The 15,936-nt window shown below is 59.8% G+C and carries 12 protein-coding genes; all 12 read left to right on the top strand.

What is annotated here, in order from left to right; translation table 11 throughout:
• Window positions 1–10: 10 nt before the first annotated feature.
• The 12 genes from B215_RS0103715 to B215_RS21200 all read left to right on the top strand — a co-directional run bounded on the left by B215_RS0103715 (window position 11) and on the right by B215_RS21200 (window position 15,704).
• A complete protein-coding gene (locus tag B215_RS0103715; protein WP_082664461.1) occupies window positions 11–1,336 on the top strand; it encodes a polysaccharide biosynthesis/export family protein in 1,326 nt (441 codons plus the stop codon).
• Window positions 1,333–3,345, top strand: a complete 2,013-nt coding sequence (locus B215_RS0103710; RefSeq protein WP_152997824.1) for a hypothetical protein — start codon at window positions 1,333–1,335, stop codon at window positions 3,343–3,345. The genes B215_RS0103715 and B215_RS0103710 overlap by 4 nt, the downstream gene beginning before the upstream one ends.
• Window positions 3,346–3,385: 40 nt before the next feature.
• A complete protein-coding gene (locus B215_RS0103705; protein WP_019368279.1) occupies window positions 3,386–4,018 on the top strand; it encodes a hypothetical protein in 633 nt (210 codons plus the stop codon).
• A 10-nt stretch (window positions 4,019–4,028) separates the two neighbouring features.
• Window positions 4,029–4,661, top strand: a complete 633-nt coding sequence (locus tag B215_RS0103700; RefSeq protein ID WP_026008906.1) for an HAD family hydrolase — start codon at window positions 4,029–4,031, stop codon at window positions 4,659–4,661.
• 11 nt (window positions 4,662–4,672) lie between these two features.
• Window positions 4,673–6,166 (top strand): glycosyltransferase family 2 protein, encoded by a 1,494-nt coding sequence (locus B215_RS0103695; protein ID WP_019368277.1) that lies wholly within the window; start codon window positions 4,673–4,675, stop codon window positions 6,164–6,166.
• Window positions 6,166–6,861 carry a hypothetical protein gene (locus B215_RS0103690; RefSeq protein WP_019368276.1) on the top strand — a complete coding sequence of 232 codons (696 nt, stop codon included), beginning with the start codon at window positions 6,166–6,168 and terminating at the stop codon, window positions 6,859–6,861. The genes B215_RS0103695 and B215_RS0103690 overlap by 1 nt, the downstream gene beginning before the upstream one ends.
• Before the next feature lie 130 nt (window positions 6,862–6,991).
• Window positions 6,992–7,804 (top strand): ABC transporter permease, encoded by an 813-nt coding sequence (locus tag B215_RS0103685; protein WP_050990124.1) that lies wholly within the window; start codon window positions 6,992–6,994, stop codon window positions 7,802–7,804.
• Window positions 7,805–7,835: 31 nt separating this feature from the next.
• A complete protein-coding gene (locus B215_RS0103680; protein ID WP_026008905.1) occupies window positions 7,836–9,011 on the top strand; it encodes a hypothetical protein in 1,176 nt (391 codons plus the stop codon).
• A 128-nt stretch (window positions 9,012–9,139) separates the two neighbouring features.
• Window positions 9,140–10,291 carry a hypothetical protein gene (locus B215_RS0103675; RefSeq protein WP_019368273.1) on the top strand — a complete coding sequence of 384 codons (1,152 nt, stop codon included), beginning with the start codon at window positions 9,140–9,142 and terminating at the stop codon, window positions 10,289–10,291.
• A gap of 57 nt (window positions 10,292–10,348) precedes the next feature.
• Window positions 10,349–11,386, top strand: a complete 1,038-nt coding sequence (locus B215_RS0103670) for a methyltransferase domain-containing protein (protein WP_019368272.1) — start codon at window positions 10,349–10,351, stop codon at window positions 11,384–11,386.
• A gap of 59 nt (window positions 11,387–11,445) precedes the next feature.
• Window positions 11,446–13,428 (top strand): glycosyltransferase family 9 protein, encoded by a 1,983-nt coding sequence (locus B215_RS0103665; RefSeq protein WP_019368271.1) that lies wholly within the window; start codon window positions 11,446–11,448, stop codon window positions 13,426–13,428.
• Window positions 13,429–14,459: 1,031 nt separating this feature from the next.
• Window positions 14,460–15,704, top strand: coding sequence for a hypothetical protein (locus B215_RS21200; protein WP_152997822.1), 1,245 nt, complete (start codon window positions 14,460–14,462; stop codon window positions 15,702–15,704).
• Window positions 15,705–15,936: the final 232 nt, after the last annotated feature.

Below are 15,936 nucleotides of genomic sequence, written 5' to 3'. Positions count from 1 at the left end.
GTGGCAGGCAATGCCGACGTGGGTTGTCCTGCCGCCCGCCATGCCGGAAACGCTCCCTTGGTTGGGCGTGCCCAGCTTCCGGTTGAGCTGTTGTCTTCTTGCGGATAAGGGCTCGCTGGCGATGCCTAAACGACCTTGCTGTTCGCCGAAATTGGGGTCGGCGCAATTCTGGAGAAAGTTGCTGTTTACCCAATCGTTTCGGAAGTCGCGCGCCTGGGTGTTGATGGCGGGCGCGGCCAGCCTCTCGGCCTGTGCGACCTTGCCAACGAACGGCCCGACGGCGGGTCAGGTAACGCGCGTGGTCGGCAGCCCGCAGGACCAGATCGGCATGCGGTTGCAGGACATTACCCTGCCGCTGATTACCACCATGGTCGACGAAAGCCGCCAGGCCGATGAAAAGATCATAACGCTAGCGCAATTCGCCGAAGGTGCGGGTGCGGCCACGAACGACGTTGTCGGGCCTGGTGACGTGCTTTCGATCAAGCTGTTCGAGGTCGGCGTCAGTATGTTTGGCGCCATGGTAGCGAATGGCGAGGCGCCGATGCCTGCGGCGCGGGCGCAGGATTTCGACACGGTGCTCGTCGATCGGAATGGGACGATCAAGCTGCCCTATGTCGGAACTCTGATGGTGGCCGGGCGAACACCGACGGAAATCGGCAAGATGGTCGAGCAGGGATATGCGCGTCGTTCGCAGGCCCCGCAGGCGCTGGTGATGCTCAAGCGCAATCTGAGCAACACCGTCTACGTGACCGGAGATGTTCGCAAACCGGGCCGAATCGAGCTGACCTTGCGCGGCGAGCGGCTTTCCGCGGCGATCGCGGAAGCGGGCGGGACGGCGAGCAACGCGCAGGACATTCTGGTGCGCTTCAGTCGCCGCGGTCGCGTGATCGAAGAGCGTCTCGATCGGATTCGGGTTGGCGCCGCCGATGACATCCGCCTGCAGGCGGACGACGTCATCGAGCTTATCAAGGAGCCGCAGACCTATACGGTGTTCGGAGCTGCGACCAAGGTGACGCAGGTTCCGTTCGACCAGACCGAGTTGAGCCTTGCCGAGGCTATCGCGCGTGCCGGTGGACCGAACGACGCGCTGGCCAATCCAAAGGCGATCTTCCTGTTTCGCTACGTGCGACCTATCGACGGATCGGAGGCGAAGCCTACGATCTACCGCTTGGATCTGATGCAGCCGCAGAGTTATTTCCTCGCGCAGAAGTTCATGATGCGTAAGGGGGACGTGTTGTATATCAGCAACGCCAAGATTAATCGCATCTCCAAGTTCGTCGGTATTTTGAACCAGTTGTTCTCTCCGTTCATCACGGCAAGGGCGCTTTCGCAATGATTGGACGGCAGCGAAGTCGTCTGCGGGGACCGCGAAACGGGAAGGTCTGGATGGGGAGGGGCAATACGGTGTCGTTGGATGACCAGGTATCGGAATGGGTTGCGATTCGCGACGCCGGTGACGTTGCCGCTGCCGCGGTGGGCCTGGAGGCTCTGGTGGCAAGCGATCCGAGCCATTTTCGCGCCACGCTCGAACTGCTGGTCGTCACGACGACCTTTAGTGTATCGGATGTGCCGGACCGTATCCTGGCCGGGATGCCGGAATCATTGCAGGCGCATCCGCACATCCGTTTGCTGATGGCGCATCACCACCGCCAAAATGGTCGCCTGTCCGAGGCCATGACGTGGTTGCGTGGCGTCCCCCAAGAGGCCGTGGCGGGGGTCCCAAGCTTCGCGCGACTTCGGAAGGATCTGCTTGCGGCGCTTGCCAGCCACAGCGTCGATCTGGCCTCGCCGTTCATCGACCTCTTGCCCAGCCAGCAAATGCACGCGGCACGTCTGATGGTGGCCGAGACCCTGCTGCAGGATCTGATCGCGTCCATCGACGCACCGGACGACCTGTTCATCCATCTTCAAGAATGGACCTTCCTCAGGCCCGATGCGCTGCATCTGCGCGCAGACGTTTTCGCGCGTTTGCTCAGCCACTTGCCGGAAAATGCGCCGACGACCATCCTTTCCACCGCGCTCGCCTATATGGTGGCGACCAGGCGATGGGACGAGGCGCGTCAGATGGTCGATCGCCTGCTGCGCAAGCCGGATGCCGCATCCGACGCAGTCTTCGTCAAGGCGTTCTTGAACTTCGCGGATGAGGGCGATCCTGCCTATGCGCAGACCGCTGCCCGTATGATGGTGGACCATTGCAGCGTAACCGCGCCCGACGACAGCGCGCGCAAGCTCCGCACCGCCGCCGTGCTCAACGCTCTGGAGGTCAAGGCCCGCAAGCTACGACTTGACCTTCAGCCGCCTGAGGCGTTTGCCGCACTAGGAAGCCTCGCGCCGACCTACGCGGCACAGGCGGCGCCTGTCGGGCGGCATCTCTATGTCGGCCTGTTCGGGCAGGTGCGCTTCGGCAAATATCTGCTCGCGCCGCTTGCAGACTATCTGCAGCAGCAGTTCTCCGCTTTCGTGGAGAGCGGGGGCTCGCTGAGCTTCGGCATTGCGACGTGGAAGGACAGCGGCCAGCGCGAGCTTCAGGAGCAGGACGGTTATTCCTTCCTGCGGGATCTGCTCCCGGTGCCGATCATGGATCGGCTCGCATCGCACCGGCTGATGCAGGTGCGCGACGCTGCGGCGTACATACCGACGATTACGCGCAAGCTTATCGACGAAGGGCGCGAGACACAGAGCCTGGATGCGGCGACGTTGCAGGGCCAGTTCATCGCCGATGCGCTCGTTTCCATCGAGGAAGACGAGCGCTACATGGGGGAGCTTGGCGAGCGGCTGAAGGAGGTGTTCGGCAATTCGATCCCGGTGTTGAACCAAGGCCGCATGTGGAACCGCATATCCGCGCACCGCGCTCTTGTTGCCGAGGCCGAACAGCGGGCGGCTCGGCCGGTTACCCATGCCCTGTTAATCCGGTCCGATCTCACCAATCTGGCGGGGCCGCTGGGCAATCTGGTCGACGCCCAGATTCGGTCCGGCGAGACCAACTGGGGCATGTTCGACCACGACCCTCATGCGACCTATATCGAGGGGGTCGGCGACCGCTACATGGTGGTGGACCGGGCTGCCTTCGAGCGGCTGATGGACGGGTACCAATTGCTGCAGTCAATCGTTGCGCCGAACACGCCCGTCAATGCAGCGTATCGGGTTCGCCTTTTCCCGCACACGCACCTCCGCACGATCTTGTTCGAACACGCGACCAAGATCCGTGAAATCCTGCGTTCATCCGTTGAGTTCGAAATCTATCGGGGTCGGCGAACGGTGGAGCAGATGCGCGCCGAGATTGAAGAGGATGCCCGGCGGACCACAGTTGCGGGTATGGCCGAGTTCCTGAACTCGCTAGTCTGAGCGAACGGCCGGGGGCAAATATTGACTGATAGGGGGGAACGTGGACTATCTGGCGCATCGTGGCTTCTGGCGCACGCCGGAAGAAAAGAACAGCGAGCGTGCGATCCGGCGCGCATTCGAGAATGGTTTCGGGATAGAGACTGATGTTCGCGATCACGAAGGGGGTCTGGTGATTAGCCATGATCCCCCGGTAGATGGGGCGATGCATTTTGACCGATTTCTTGAAATATATCTGGAATATCCTGAGCGGACCAAGCTGGCACTGAACGTCAAGGCCGACGGGTTGCAGGAAGCGCTGCAGCGCAGCCTGGCCTCGGCTGACGTTACCAATTATGTCGTGTTCGATATGTCGGTTCCCGATCTCTTGGGCTACCGCAAGGCAGGCATTCCATTCTACGTGCGCAGGAGCGAATTCGAGGGGGCTTCCCCGCTCGATGCGGATGCTGCGGGCGTGTGGATGGATTGTTTCGAGCGTCCGTTCGCTGATGCTTCCGCCATCGCTGAAGCCGGCATGCACGTCGCAGGCGACCTTGCACTCGTGTCGCCGGAACTGCACCGCCGTCCTCATCTTGATGCATGGGCCTGCTGGAAGAATATCGAACCCCACTTTCGAAAGCGGCTGCAACTGTGTACCGACTTTCCCGATCAAGCACGCGCCTATTTCGAGAGGTGAGGAAGACAACATGATTAAAGCAGTACTCTTCGATATGGACGGCGTTCTCATCGAAGCTAAAGACTGGCACTATGAGGCGCTGAATCTTGCGCTCACCCATTTCGGCATGGAAATCGCTCGAGATGCGCATCTCGCTACCTTCGACGGACTTCCAACGCGCGACAAGTTGAACATGCTGACGAAGACGCGCGGGTTCCCGCGGGGTCTGCATGACTTCACCAACCGGTTGAAGCAGAGTTTCACGCAGGAAATCGCTTATGCTCGTTGCCGTCCGGTGTTTCACCATCGCGATGCTCTCTCGCGCCTGAAGCAACAGGGCTATCACCTCGCCGTCTGCTCGAACTCGATTGTTGATTCGGTCAAGCTGATGATGAGCCTTTCGAAGCTCGATGCGTATCTTGATCTCCAGCTGTCGGCACAGCACGTCGAACGCGGCAAGCCCGATCCCGCGATCTATAACCTCGCGATGGAAAAGCTGGGGGTTACGCCGGCCGAGACGCTTATTCTGGAAGATAATGACCACGGCATCCAGGCCGCTCGCGCCTCGGGGGCGCATCTAATGACGATCGGTACAACCGATGACGTCACCTATCCCCGCATCCGCCAGACGATCGACGCGATCAACGCTGCCGCAGCGAACTGAGGAATCTCACCGTGCAAATTCTCGTCCCGCTCGCAACCCAGTCGCCCTTCTTCAAGAAGGAGGACTTCCACTTCCCCAAGCCGCTGGTGGAGGTCGCTGGTCGGCCGATGATCGAACGTGTCGTGGAAGGGCTGAAGCGTCTTCACCCGGAGCCGCGCTTCCTCTTCGTGATCCGTCGAGAGGATGCGGCGGCCTTCTCGCTCGATCGGTCACTGGAAATCATCACCGAGGGGCGTTCGAAAATCGTTCAGCTTGGTGCAGAGACAAAGGGCAGCTTGTGCACCTGCCTGATGGCTATCGACGAGCTTCAACTCGACCAGCCGCTGATTATTTCCAACGGCGACCAGATCATCGACGACGATCTCCAGCAGATCGTCAAGGACTTCCAGCAGCATGGCAGCGACGCCGGCGTCGTGACGTTCGACTCGGTTCACCCGCGCTGGTCTTATGTCAGCCTTGGTGAAAACGGCGAAGTCGCGCAGGCTGCGGAGAAGCGCGTCATCAGCCGGCACGCGGTGGGCGGACTCTATTATTTCAAGACGGCGGCGACGTTCATCGACGCGGCTAAGGCGTGCATCGAATCGGGCGCCAGCCACCAGGGGCTCTATTACATCGCACCCGCGCTGAACGAGATCATCCTCGGCGGCGGCAGCGTCCGTAGCATCGAGATTCCGGCAACGTCGTATCATAGCTTCTACTCGCCGACGAAGATCGAGGAGTATGAGGAGGGTCGCATCCTGCGTTCGCTGGGAACGACAGAGGCGCCTTCTCTGGCGACGGTTCAGGTGGTCATCCCCGCGGCGGGGGAGGGTAGCCGTTTCGCCAAGGCAGGGTATGAGAAGCCGAAGCCGTTCATCGACGTGCTCGGCCGGCCGATGATCCGCCACGTGATCAACAATGTAACGCCTAGCGGCGCGTCGGTTCGGGTGTTGCTGCGCCGCGAGCACGCACGGCGGTGCGAGGCAGAACTGGCCACGCTCTCGGGACTTGGCCTGCAGTTCACCGAGGTGGATCAGCTTACCGAAGGAACGGCCTGCACGCTGTTGCTCGCGCGGGCCGCGTTTGACAATGATCAACCCCTGCTTGTGGCCAATTCGGATCAGCTGGTCGACTTTTCTGTCGACGACTATGTCCAGGATTGCCTGAAGCGCGGGTTGGACGGTTCGATCCTGGTCTTCCGTGACCCTTCGCGTGATCCCAAATGGTCGTTCGCACGCCTCGACGACGAGGGTCTTGTGACCGAAGTGGCCGAAAAGAAGCCGATTTCGGATTTGGCCACGGTCGGTATCTATCTATTCCGCCGAGGCCGCGACTTCGTCGACGCTGCGGTGGACATGATCGCTCGCAACGATCGCGTGAATAACGAGTTCTACACTTGCCCGGTTTACAACTACATGATCCGTAACGGTGCGCGCATCGGGGTGTATGAGGTGCCGGCGAATGCGATGTCGGGCCTCGGCACGCCTCCGGATCTCGAAGCGTATCTCGATCGGCACGCACGCTGATGCGGGTCATCGTCCCGCTAGCCGGCCCCGATTTCGAAACGGGCGCCGGCGATACACGGGCAGAGCGTATCGTCGACGGGGCGCCGCTCCTTCGACGTGCCATCGAGGGCCGGAGTTGGTGGCGGAACGGCACCGTTTCGGCGAAGGACTGCGTCTTTCTGCTGCGCGATACGCCTGTGTCGCGCACGTTCGCCGCCGAACGCCTTGCCGAATGGTATCCCGGATCCCGCCACGTTTTCCTGGGTGCCTTCACCGGTGGCGCCGCGCTGACCGCGCTGTGCGGCGTCGCCCTGGCCGATGGGGGCGGCCCGCTTTGCATCGATCTGGCGGACATCCTCTTCGACGACGACGTGGATCCACTTGACTATTTCCGTGCGCCGGATTCTGGTGGGTTGTTGCTCACCTTCCCGTCGTCGAACCCTGTTTACAGCTATGCGGAGCTGGATCCCGACGGAGCGGTGCTGCGAACAGCAGAGAAGAAGGTCATTTCATCGCACGCATCGGCCGGCGTCTATTTCTTCCGCGACGCGGCGACCTTCCTGCGCTCAGTTGCCCACAGCCTCGACAATCGCGAGGCGCTTTCTCACAATGGTTTGCTCTTCGTCTGCCCGTTGTTTAACGGGGTTTTGGCACAAGGGTCGAAGGTGGGCGTGGCGCCGGTCCGTAATATACGCGATGTAAAAATATCGGCCTGACGGACCCGCGCGGTGCAGCCATCGACACGGCACTGGTAGGGCGCTATCGGGATTCGCAGCGGGCGTGGCGGCATGGTGGCCGGCAGCATGTCCCGATAGGTATCAAAATGCGTAGGATTGAGTTGCCCCAATGGGACCTGTGATCGCCAGCGGCCGAGGCGGGGGTTCGCTCCTGCGAGGTTTGTCCGTGCAGGGGCGCGTGATCGGCGCTATCATCATGCGCGAACTGCACACGCGCTACGGCCGCGACAATATCGGATATCTGTGGCTCTTCGCGGAACCGATGATCCTCGCCAGCGTGATGGCGCTACTCCATCGTAGCGGACACACCGAATATGGCAGCGACATCAAGCCGCTTGCCTTCACGGTGCTCGGTTACACGACATTCATCATGTTTCGACAGATCGTGAACCGCTCGGAGGGCATCGTCGAAAGCAGTGCCGTGCTGCTCTACCATCGCATGGTGACGATCTTCGATGTGGTTCTTGCCCGCTCCATTCTCGAAGCGGCCGGCACCTTTACGACCTATATACTGTTGTCTGCGCTGTTGTGGGGCGTAGGTCTCATGGCGCTTCCGGCCCGGCCGCTTTACCTCTTCCTGGCTATTGTCGCGATGTTCTGGTGCTCATGGAGTCAATCCATGATCATCGCGAGCACAACGCACGACAATCGCACGTTGGAACGGCTTGTTCACCCCTATGCATACTTCATGATACCGATCTCTTGTGCTTTCATCCAAGTGTCCTGGATTCCTGAACCATACCGTACGGTCGTTCTTTATTTCCCGCTCCCGCATATTTTTGAACTCGCTCGCTATGGACAGTTCAACAGTGCCAAGCTCGATTATTTCGATGGTGGGTATTTGATCGCGGTATGCGCAATCCAGACCTGGCTCGGGCTTGTGTTTATTTCAAGATGCCGCAAGCGGCTTCATCTCCGCTAAAAATTTGAACGCTTGAACAAGGCAATCTTGCATGAATATGCATGGTATCATACAGCCCGCTACAATTGGTGAGAAGCATCGTGCTTCGGCACTTCGACGTTCAATTGAATGGATAAAGGCGCATTATCTTTTCTTTGTCGTAGTGGTTGCGCCGGTAACTGTGACGGCAGTCTATCTGTTTGGCTTTGCGTCCGACCAATATTCCTCCGAGGCGCATTTCCTCGTGCGAAGCACGGAGTCGCCTGCGGCACCGGCGCTCAACGGTGGGCTGGGTCAGATCATCAGTCTGGCAGGTGGCGCCACGTCCTCGCAGAGCGAGGCAATGAGTGTTGCCGACTACCTCTCTTCGCATGACGCTGTTGCCGCGCTGAAGACGCATGATCGTCTGGTGGAACGCTACAGCCTACCGGGCGTCGACTTCTTCAGTCGGCTGGACACCAGGAGCCTGACCCCGGAAAGCCTGCTGCGTTATTATCAGCGCATGGTGACCGTTTCGTACAGCACCGAGACCGGGATCACGACGCTGAGCGTGCGCAGCTTTCGTCCGCAGGATTCCTACGACCTCGTCCGCAAGCTGTTGCGCTTGGGCGAGGCGCGCGTGAACGAGCTGAACCAGCGCAGCTACAACGACTCTATCGCGCTGGCGAAGCAGCAGTTTGCGGCGGCTGAGAAGAACCTGGCGGATGTTCAGGGCCGAATGACGCAGTTCCGCCAATCGCGGTCCGATATCGATCCGCTCATTACGGGGCGGGCGCAAATTGCGCTGGTCAGCGGCCTGAACGAGCGCCTTGCGGCGGCGCGTGCCCAGCTCAATGTGATGCGCGGAAGCATCAGTCCATCCAGCCCCCAGTATCGTGCCATGGTGGCGACGGTGGCTGCACTTGAAGGGCAGGTCAGCGCGGCGTCAGCCAAGCTCACGGGGCCTAGCGACGCAATCGCGACGGATATCGGCGGATATGAGCAGCTCAAGTTGCAGCAGGAGTTTCTCGCAAAGCGGTATGAGGCGGCGGCAGCGGCCCTTGCCTTGGCACGCGAACAGGCACAGCGGCAGCAGCTCTATGTAGTTCACGTCGTGGAGCCAAATACGCCGGTAAAGAGCCTGTACCCCGAACGGTGGCGAGTCACGCTGACGGTGCTTATTGCAACGCTGCTGGTATACTCGATCAGCTGGTTGATCGCTGCGGGTGTGCGTGAGCACGCTTCCTGAGTTGGGCGCTGGTCTAGCCGGTCGGAACGACGAGCTTCTGATCGGCACTGGCGCTGGTGGGACCTTGCGGTAGTTGGCCGTACGGCGGGTCGCTGCCCACGCGTCCCGCCGAGGGCCGAACGGAGTTGATGAACAAGCTTATGTCCAGTGGAGGTTCAGCGCCGGCGGTCCTCGATCCGTTCTCGTTTCATGGCCACACAGCCAGCGTTATCAAAGGCATCGGCGGCGCTACGCCGAACGCCGATCCGACCTACGCGTTCCACACCGAGTATGTGCGGCTAGCCCGGGGCAGGGCAAATTTCGCCATTCATCTTCCCGATCTCGAGGCCAAGCAGGGGACGCTCGTGCTGCGCGTGCATCTGTTGCCGGACGAGCCGGGGTCGGTAGCTTCGATGGTGACGAGTGAGCGCATCCAGCTCAATCGGCTCGCACAAAATGGCGGGCACGTCCAAGTAACGTTCGAGGCGTTTCGCTCCGCGCGCTATGCCTTGATGGGGCTGGTCGCCGGACAGACCGATGCGTCCGCCAGCGATCTGCGCGTCACGGTTGAGCGATTGTACGACGAGACGGCGATCGATCTGGAGGATCGTGGCGACGGCGCACCGACGCGGTTCGGCAACTTCACCGGTTTCAAGAAGGCGGCGCACATTATCGCAGTCGAGGCGCCGACACTGGGCGCGCCGACGTCGCAAATCGCGACCCGCGCGCAACTAGACGAACCCATCTTCGAACAGCAGCGACGCGCGCTTGGCCTGGGCGGTGCGGACGAACTTGCGGCCTGGTCCGCCGTGTATCAGTGGCAGGCGCTCGCTGTCTTCGAGATGGCTCAGGCAGGTGCGCGCGGTCTGCTGGTTGGCAGCAACAGCGACCACCTCGCTGCGCTGCTGGCAGCACAGGGCTGCGCCCTGACCGTTCGCAGTGGCGGAGCGTCGCCTTCGGAGGGGGCGGATCTGCAACAGGCACTTCATCAAGGTGACCTGCTCGACTTCGATTTCGTATGTTCGGCCTGGCTCGAACCCGGGCTGGATCCGGACGCAGTGCAGCGCATGATCGAGTCCTCCTTCGGTTGCTTGCGGCCATCGGGTCTGGCAGTGCATGTCGTCGGCACCGGGGCCTATGGTCCAGGCTTTAGTCGCGCCGCTCTGGAGCGGCTTTCCCTCAACATGTTGTCAAAGGGCCACGATGTCGCTCGATTACGGTTGGCGCCTCACCGACCAGAGTTTGACTGCGAGCCCGGCGCGGCCGGTTTTATCGCGCGTCGAACTTCCCGCTGGCTATAATGTCAGCGCACGTCCGTAACCGTTGCAACTCACGTACTGTGTCGAAAGATTTGATCTATGACTGCTAAGCTGACGTCGACCGACCGCGAGAAGATGAAGCTGCTGCTCAGTCTTGTCGACGAGCAGTCTCGGCCGAACATCAATGCGCTTTCAGAGCTCGTGAAGAACTTGCCGCTCGCCTATCTGAATATCAAGACCTTAGGCTACGATCTTGCGCGTAGGCTGTCGGAGGTAACGCCGCTTCCGTCGGGGGACCAAGAGCCCGGCTATCTTGGCCTGCCGTGCAAGACATCGATTCAGGCGGACATCGAAAGCGCTTGGTCCGCCTACTGGTGCCGCGAACTCCAAATCCCGGTGACCTATCATCGCAAAGTGTGGGAGTTGGTGTACGTACTGCAAGTGCTGCATGAGCACGGTCATCGTCGCGCGGGCGCTCGGGGACTTGGTTTCGGGTGCGGGGTCGAGCCGCTGCCGAGCTATTTCGCCTCTCGTGGCATTGATGTGACAATGACCGACATGGAGCCGGACCGTGCCCAAGCTGCAGGCTGGGCGACAACTAGTCAGCACACTGCTAACTTAGAGCTGGCTTACCATGCACATCTTGTTGATCGAGCGACCTTCGACGAGAAGGTAAGTCTCCGCTATGTCGATATGAATTCTATTCCCGCCGACCTACAGGATTATGACTTTTGCTGGTCGGTGTGTGCGCTAGAGCATCTCGGTTCCATTCAAAAGGGGCTCGACTTCATCAGGAATTCGCTCAAAGTATTGAAGGTCGGCGGGGTCAGCGTACATACGACGGAGTTTAATATCAATCCCGACGGTCCGACGATCGACAATTGGGGAACCGTTCTTTTCCAGCGCCACCATTTCGAGCAGTTGGCCGGCCGGTTGGTTGCGGAGGGCCACCGCGTGGCGCCGCTCGATTTTTCGCTTGGGGACAAGCCTTTCGATCGCTTCATCGATCTGCCGCCCTTCCATCACGACCTCCCCGGTGCGATCACGGACTGGCTCGGTGCGCCACAGCATCTGAAGGTGGCCGTCGACGGCTTTCCTGCAACCTGCTTCGGCTTCATCGCCTGGCGTGGCGTGTGAGCAGGAACGTGCCGGCCGGGAACGCGGCCCGCCCGCCCGCTTCAAAGATGCCACTGCGGATGGCGAAGCTTATCCGATTGCGCTTTGGTCTCCCTTACGCTCGTCGGGGGGATGCGGCGCGTCTGCGCAACGAGTGGCTTGAGGCGGTCTATCAATATCGCCGAGCGATTGATTGGTTGCCATGGCGCGAGGATCTGAAGATCCAGATCGGTAATTGCTTGCGGGCGTTTGGTGATATTGAGGGCGCCCTGTCCGCCTATCATTCGGTGGGTAGCGTCGCGGATCGTGCCGCCGCGCTGGCGGAAGCGGCTGAGGCGCACAAGCTGGAGGGGTTCCGCCGGCACGCGTTCCACGTGACCGCGGAGGCGGGCGAGCTGCCCGTACCGATCGATGTGCAGCCTCTCACTGTCCAGGCGTCGGCATTGCCGCGAAGAGTGAAGCGGTATTCTGGAGATGCCAGGGCGATGCTGGGCACGCTTGGCAATACCTCCGGCGTACCCCGTCGGCTTGCCGGTGGCGCCATTGCGGCGGTGAAGCTCGACCAAGTCGGAGCAATGACCATGGAACGCGACGGCGTTCCTGAACCGCTGCTCTGCGGGGTCGTTGCGCTGAGGGGACGGGTCCTGTCGGTCATGCCCGTGGATCATGTCGAGCTGTGGTCCGGCTCGGGCGTGGGTGAGCAACTGCTCATGCGTGTCGCCACTCGGCCCGCCCAGCTCAACCGCGCATTGAAGCTACAGGTCTTCAATCTCTGGTTCGACAGTGCTCGGTTGCCGCCTGGCCGTCATTGGCTCAGCATCAAGGCAGGGACGCGCATCGAGCCGGCCGGCCTGTACGTGAACGTCGGCGTCTTCAAAGACGATGAAAAGCTTGCGCAGTCGAACGCGTATGTTCCTTCCTCGACTCGCCCGGACGAGGATTGCGATACCTATGTCCGGGGATTGCCTGCGCTGATCCGTCCGGCACGTCGAAGTCTCTTCTCCCGCCCAGTCCAGTCGATTCTGGCAGTGCGGGCCGATCAACTCGGCGACGTGTCCGCATCGCTGCCCGCCTTTGCGCGGCTTCGCGCCCTGTTTCCGGAGGCGTCGATCACTGCGCTGGTCCAGCCTGGCCTGCGCGACATCGTCGAGGCTAGCGGCGTCGCTGACAGGGTGCTGACGGTTGCCCTGGACTATGATCCGTCGACGGAAAGGCGATGCCTGCGCGAGGCAGAACAAGCGCGTCTTGCCGAGATGTTGAGCGGCGGCCGCTTCGATCTTGCTATCGATCTTTCGCCCGGTGATGAAACGCGGCCCCTCCTGCTACTTTGCACCGCGGAGGTCTTGGTCGGCTTCAATCCCGATCGGTTCACCTATCTTGACTTTGGCATCTCCGTTCGCTCGCGTGACAAGGTAAACCTTCTGGAAAAGGTTTCGCACGCCAAGACAGTTTCCATGCTGATCGAGGCGATGGCGATTGCGGCGCAACCGGCGATGCAGAATGTTCCCAGCGTGGAATTGGGTGCGGCCATCCTGTCGGGGTACGGCCTTGAGCACGGCAAGTACGTCGTTCTTCATACGGGCTCGCGGCATCCAATCAATCGCTGGCCCCTTCAGCAATATGTGGAACTAGCGCGGCGGCTGCTCGAAAAGACCATATTGCAGGTCGTCATGTTTTTTGACGACGCAGATTCGAAGAGCAAGGTGGCCAGCCAAATCGTGCAGGACGGCCTGCACTTGTGCGATAAGATGCCACCGGCCAGCTTCGATGCAATCCTGTCCAGTGCGGGACTGGTTATCGCGAACGACTCCGGTCCGAAGCATCTTGCCGCCGTTCGCGGTGTTCCCACGGTGAGCCTGCACGTGGGGCGCCTCAACTGGAACGAATGGGGGCAGGATGGGTCTGGTGTGATCGTGAGCAAGCGCGTTCCCTGCGCGGGCTGCGCCCTCAACGATGTCGTACTCTGCGGCAAGGAAGCGTTGTGCCTGACGAGTATTACGGTCGAAGAGGTGCTAACGGCCTCCGAAGAGGCTTTAGGCCTCCCAGTAGGCACTCTCAGGTGATATCCTGCCTGGGGCCTGATTAAACCGCGGGGCGAGTCCGGGAAGAGTTTGTCAATGTCGAAGTGGAAGCGAGATGGAGATTTTGCAGCTGCGCGTACTATCTTACTCGCTATCATTGTTCGCGATGACGCGATCGATCGGCTCACGACCGATGCTGGTGCGGCTCCGCTCCAACAGGCGCGGCAGGTGACTGCACGGCTCTCATGAGGCAAGCAGCACGCTACTCAAATTGTTTGTTGTTTGCGTCGGTTGCCACGGTGACCTGCTCGCTCTGTCCGAGCGTTTCAGCGTGTGACCCTTTTCGGATTGCGTGCCACAAACATCTTGCCGCGGTTCGACAGCTGAGTCCGCCGTGACGCGCAGCCATAAACCGAACACGCGAATCGATCTATAAAGAATGATACATCCATGCCGGTCTCCTCCTCCGACAGGAATGCCGAACCAGGATCAGACTGAGAGGTAATCTATCGCCGATGCAATCCACTCTAACGCAAAGATCAAAAGTGATCTCGAACGCCGAGGAGGCTTTGGCAAGCTGGCATGGAACCTAAGGTTTATCATATTGCGTTCGTTGAACGTCTAGGACGTTTGGTACAAAAGTGTGAACATACATTTACTTGGAGTAAGGAGTTGAGCGCGCTGTGAGCAGCGATAGAGCGGGCGCGCGGTCTAGTAGCCGGCTGGGCATTATCATACTTGGCATGCATCGGTCTGGCACAAGCGCATTGACGAGGGCCCTCAATCTGCTTGGTGCTCATCTCCCGAACGATCTAATTGGACCGGCCGATTCGAATGAAACGGGGCACTGGGAGCCCAGCGCGGTCGTCTCCTTCAACGAGGAACTGCTTGCGTCGGCGGGCTCTCGTTGGGATGATTGGCGGCCACTCTCTTTGGCATCGGTGGATTCCTCGGAAAGCGCGGAATTCCTAGGTCGCGCACGCACTCTTCTGCGCCAGGAGTACGAGTCCTACCCCCTCATTGTACTAAAGGATCCAAGAATCTGCAGACTATCGCGATTTTGGTTCCTTGCTATGCAATCAGAGGATATCGAAACTCGCGCCCTACTACCAATTAGATCCCCTGAAGAGGTCGCCAGCTCGCTTCAGCAGCGCGATTTGATCGTGAGCGGTTACGCTCACCTGCTCTGGCTCAGGTACACGCTCGACGCTGAACATGGTAGTCGTGGGATTATTCGGGCGTTTTGCAGATATGATGACCTTTTGGAAGATTGGGAAGCGGTCGTGAAAAGAATGGAAGACCGCTTGGGCATCAGATTCCCCAATCGATGTCCTGCAGTGGAAGCGGAGATCACCGGCTTTCTGACGGTTCGGCACCGTCATTTCTCGACGAAGTTTGAACAAAAGCCAATTAAAGACGAAGTCCATGCTTGGGCGAGCGAAGTGTTTTCGATTCTTTGTCGGTGGAGCGTCGAAGGTGAGACCTCTGAAGGGCGAAGGCGACTAGACCAAATCAGAAATAAGTTTGATGCAGCGTCGGCTGCATTTGCTCAGATCGGCATTGTGGGAGGGCCGGTTCCTGGGCAATCAGGTGCTGGTCTGGCGAGAATTCGACAGCTTGAGGCCGAATTAGAGACCAGCCAAAGGGCGGTGGTAGCTCAGGCGGATGTCGCTCTTCGGAGTCAAAGTCAATCAGCTGAGTTGCAACTGGTGCAGTGGGAGCGAAGTCAATTATTTACTCGAGCGCGTGCCGAGGCGGAAGCGGAGCGTGGTCGGAGGGAGGCTGCTGAACACGAGCAGAAAAACCTTGCAGACGCCCTTGATATTGCGCGAGGTTCAGCCAAATTTCTTCAAGAGAAGCTGGATATACTATTAGTTAAGTACGACGATGTCCATCGTGGAATGGAACTTCTCCGTGAAGAGCTATTAGTGTTGGAAATTCGTGAGGCTGCCGCGATTAATGAGATTAATAAATTATCGGAACAGATTTTAGCACTTCATAATGCCGCCTACGAATCGCAGCGGCTCTGCGATCAATTGGCCCGAGAACGCGATGGCGCCTTAGCGGAATCTGAAGCGCGCCTGGGCAGAGTCGATTGGCTCCTCAAAGTTAACGCGTCTATACTCGCAGCTCCAGCATGGTGGTATCTGTTGCCGCACCGATTGAAGATGCACAAAATAGAGCAATCGCTTTCAAGGCAAGAGCTGTTTGACGAGTGCTCTTACCTCGCAATTCATCCTGACGTGGCAGCGAGCGGCTCAAATCCGCTTGAGCACTATCTTCTCCATGGCATTCGAGAGGGTCGCCGGCAGCGGTAGTATCGATTCGATGGGTCGTCGTCTGATCGCGGGCTGTTTGTAAGGCTGTTCAGCAGGCCGCCTTGTTGCATCGTCGATAGCCGGGATGCTTGCCGCATTTGACGAGGGCGTTGGTGGTGCAGGAAGTCTCGGGCTCTACGACCAGTCATACGAGCACTCTGACCTGCCCCCCGCTGGTCCCCGCAGTTATAACGAGAGTCCACCGGTTTGATATTCGTGCTGGGCCACCGGC

The organism is Sphingomonas sp. ATCC 31555 (genome assembly GCF_000282895.1).
Taxonomy (GTDB): domain Bacteria; phylum Pseudomonadota; class Alphaproteobacteria; order Sphingomonadales; family Sphingomonadaceae; genus Sphingomonas.
Note: the sequence above shows the minus strand (reverse complement) of the source record. Positions and strands in the feature narration are given on the sequence as shown.

Coding starts and splice junctions, on each gene's coding strand:
- B215_RS0103685 (WP_050990124.1), top strand. CDS start 6,992: ATGGGACCTGTGATCGCCAGCGGCCGAGGCGGGGGTTCGCTCCTGCGA.
- B215_RS21200 (WP_152997822.1), top strand. CDS start 14,460: ATGCAATCAGAGGATATCGAAACTCGCGCCCTACTACCAATTAGATCC.
- B215_RS0103690 (WP_019368276.1), top strand. CDS start 6,166: ATGCGGGTCATCGTCCCGCTAGCCGGCCCCGATTTCGAAACGGGCGCC.
- B215_RS0103715 (WP_082664461.1), top strand. CDS start 11: ATGCCGACGTGGGTTGTCCTGCCGCCCGCCATGCCGGAAACGCTCCCT.
- B215_RS0103675 (WP_019368273.1), top strand. CDS start 9,140: ATGAACAAGCTTATGTCCAGTGGAGGTTCAGCGCCGGCGGTCCTCGAT.
- B215_RS0103665 (WP_019368271.1), top strand. CDS start 11,446: ATGGCGAAGCTTATCCGATTGCGCTTTGGTCTCCCTTACGCTCGTCGG.
- B215_RS0103670 (WP_019368272.1), top strand. CDS start 10,349: ATGACTGCTAAGCTGACGTCGACCGACCGCGAGAAGATGAAGCTGCTG.
- B215_RS0103700 (WP_026008906.1), top strand. CDS start 4,029: ATGATTAAAGCAGTACTCTTCGATATGGACGGCGTTCTCATCGAAGCT.
- B215_RS0103710 (WP_152997824.1), top strand. CDS start 1,333: ATGATTGGACGGCAGCGAAGTCGTCTGCGGGGACCGCGAAACGGGAAG.
- B215_RS0103680 (WP_026008905.1), top strand. CDS start 7,836: ATGAATATGCATGGTATCATACAGCCCGCTACAATTGGTGAGAAGCAT.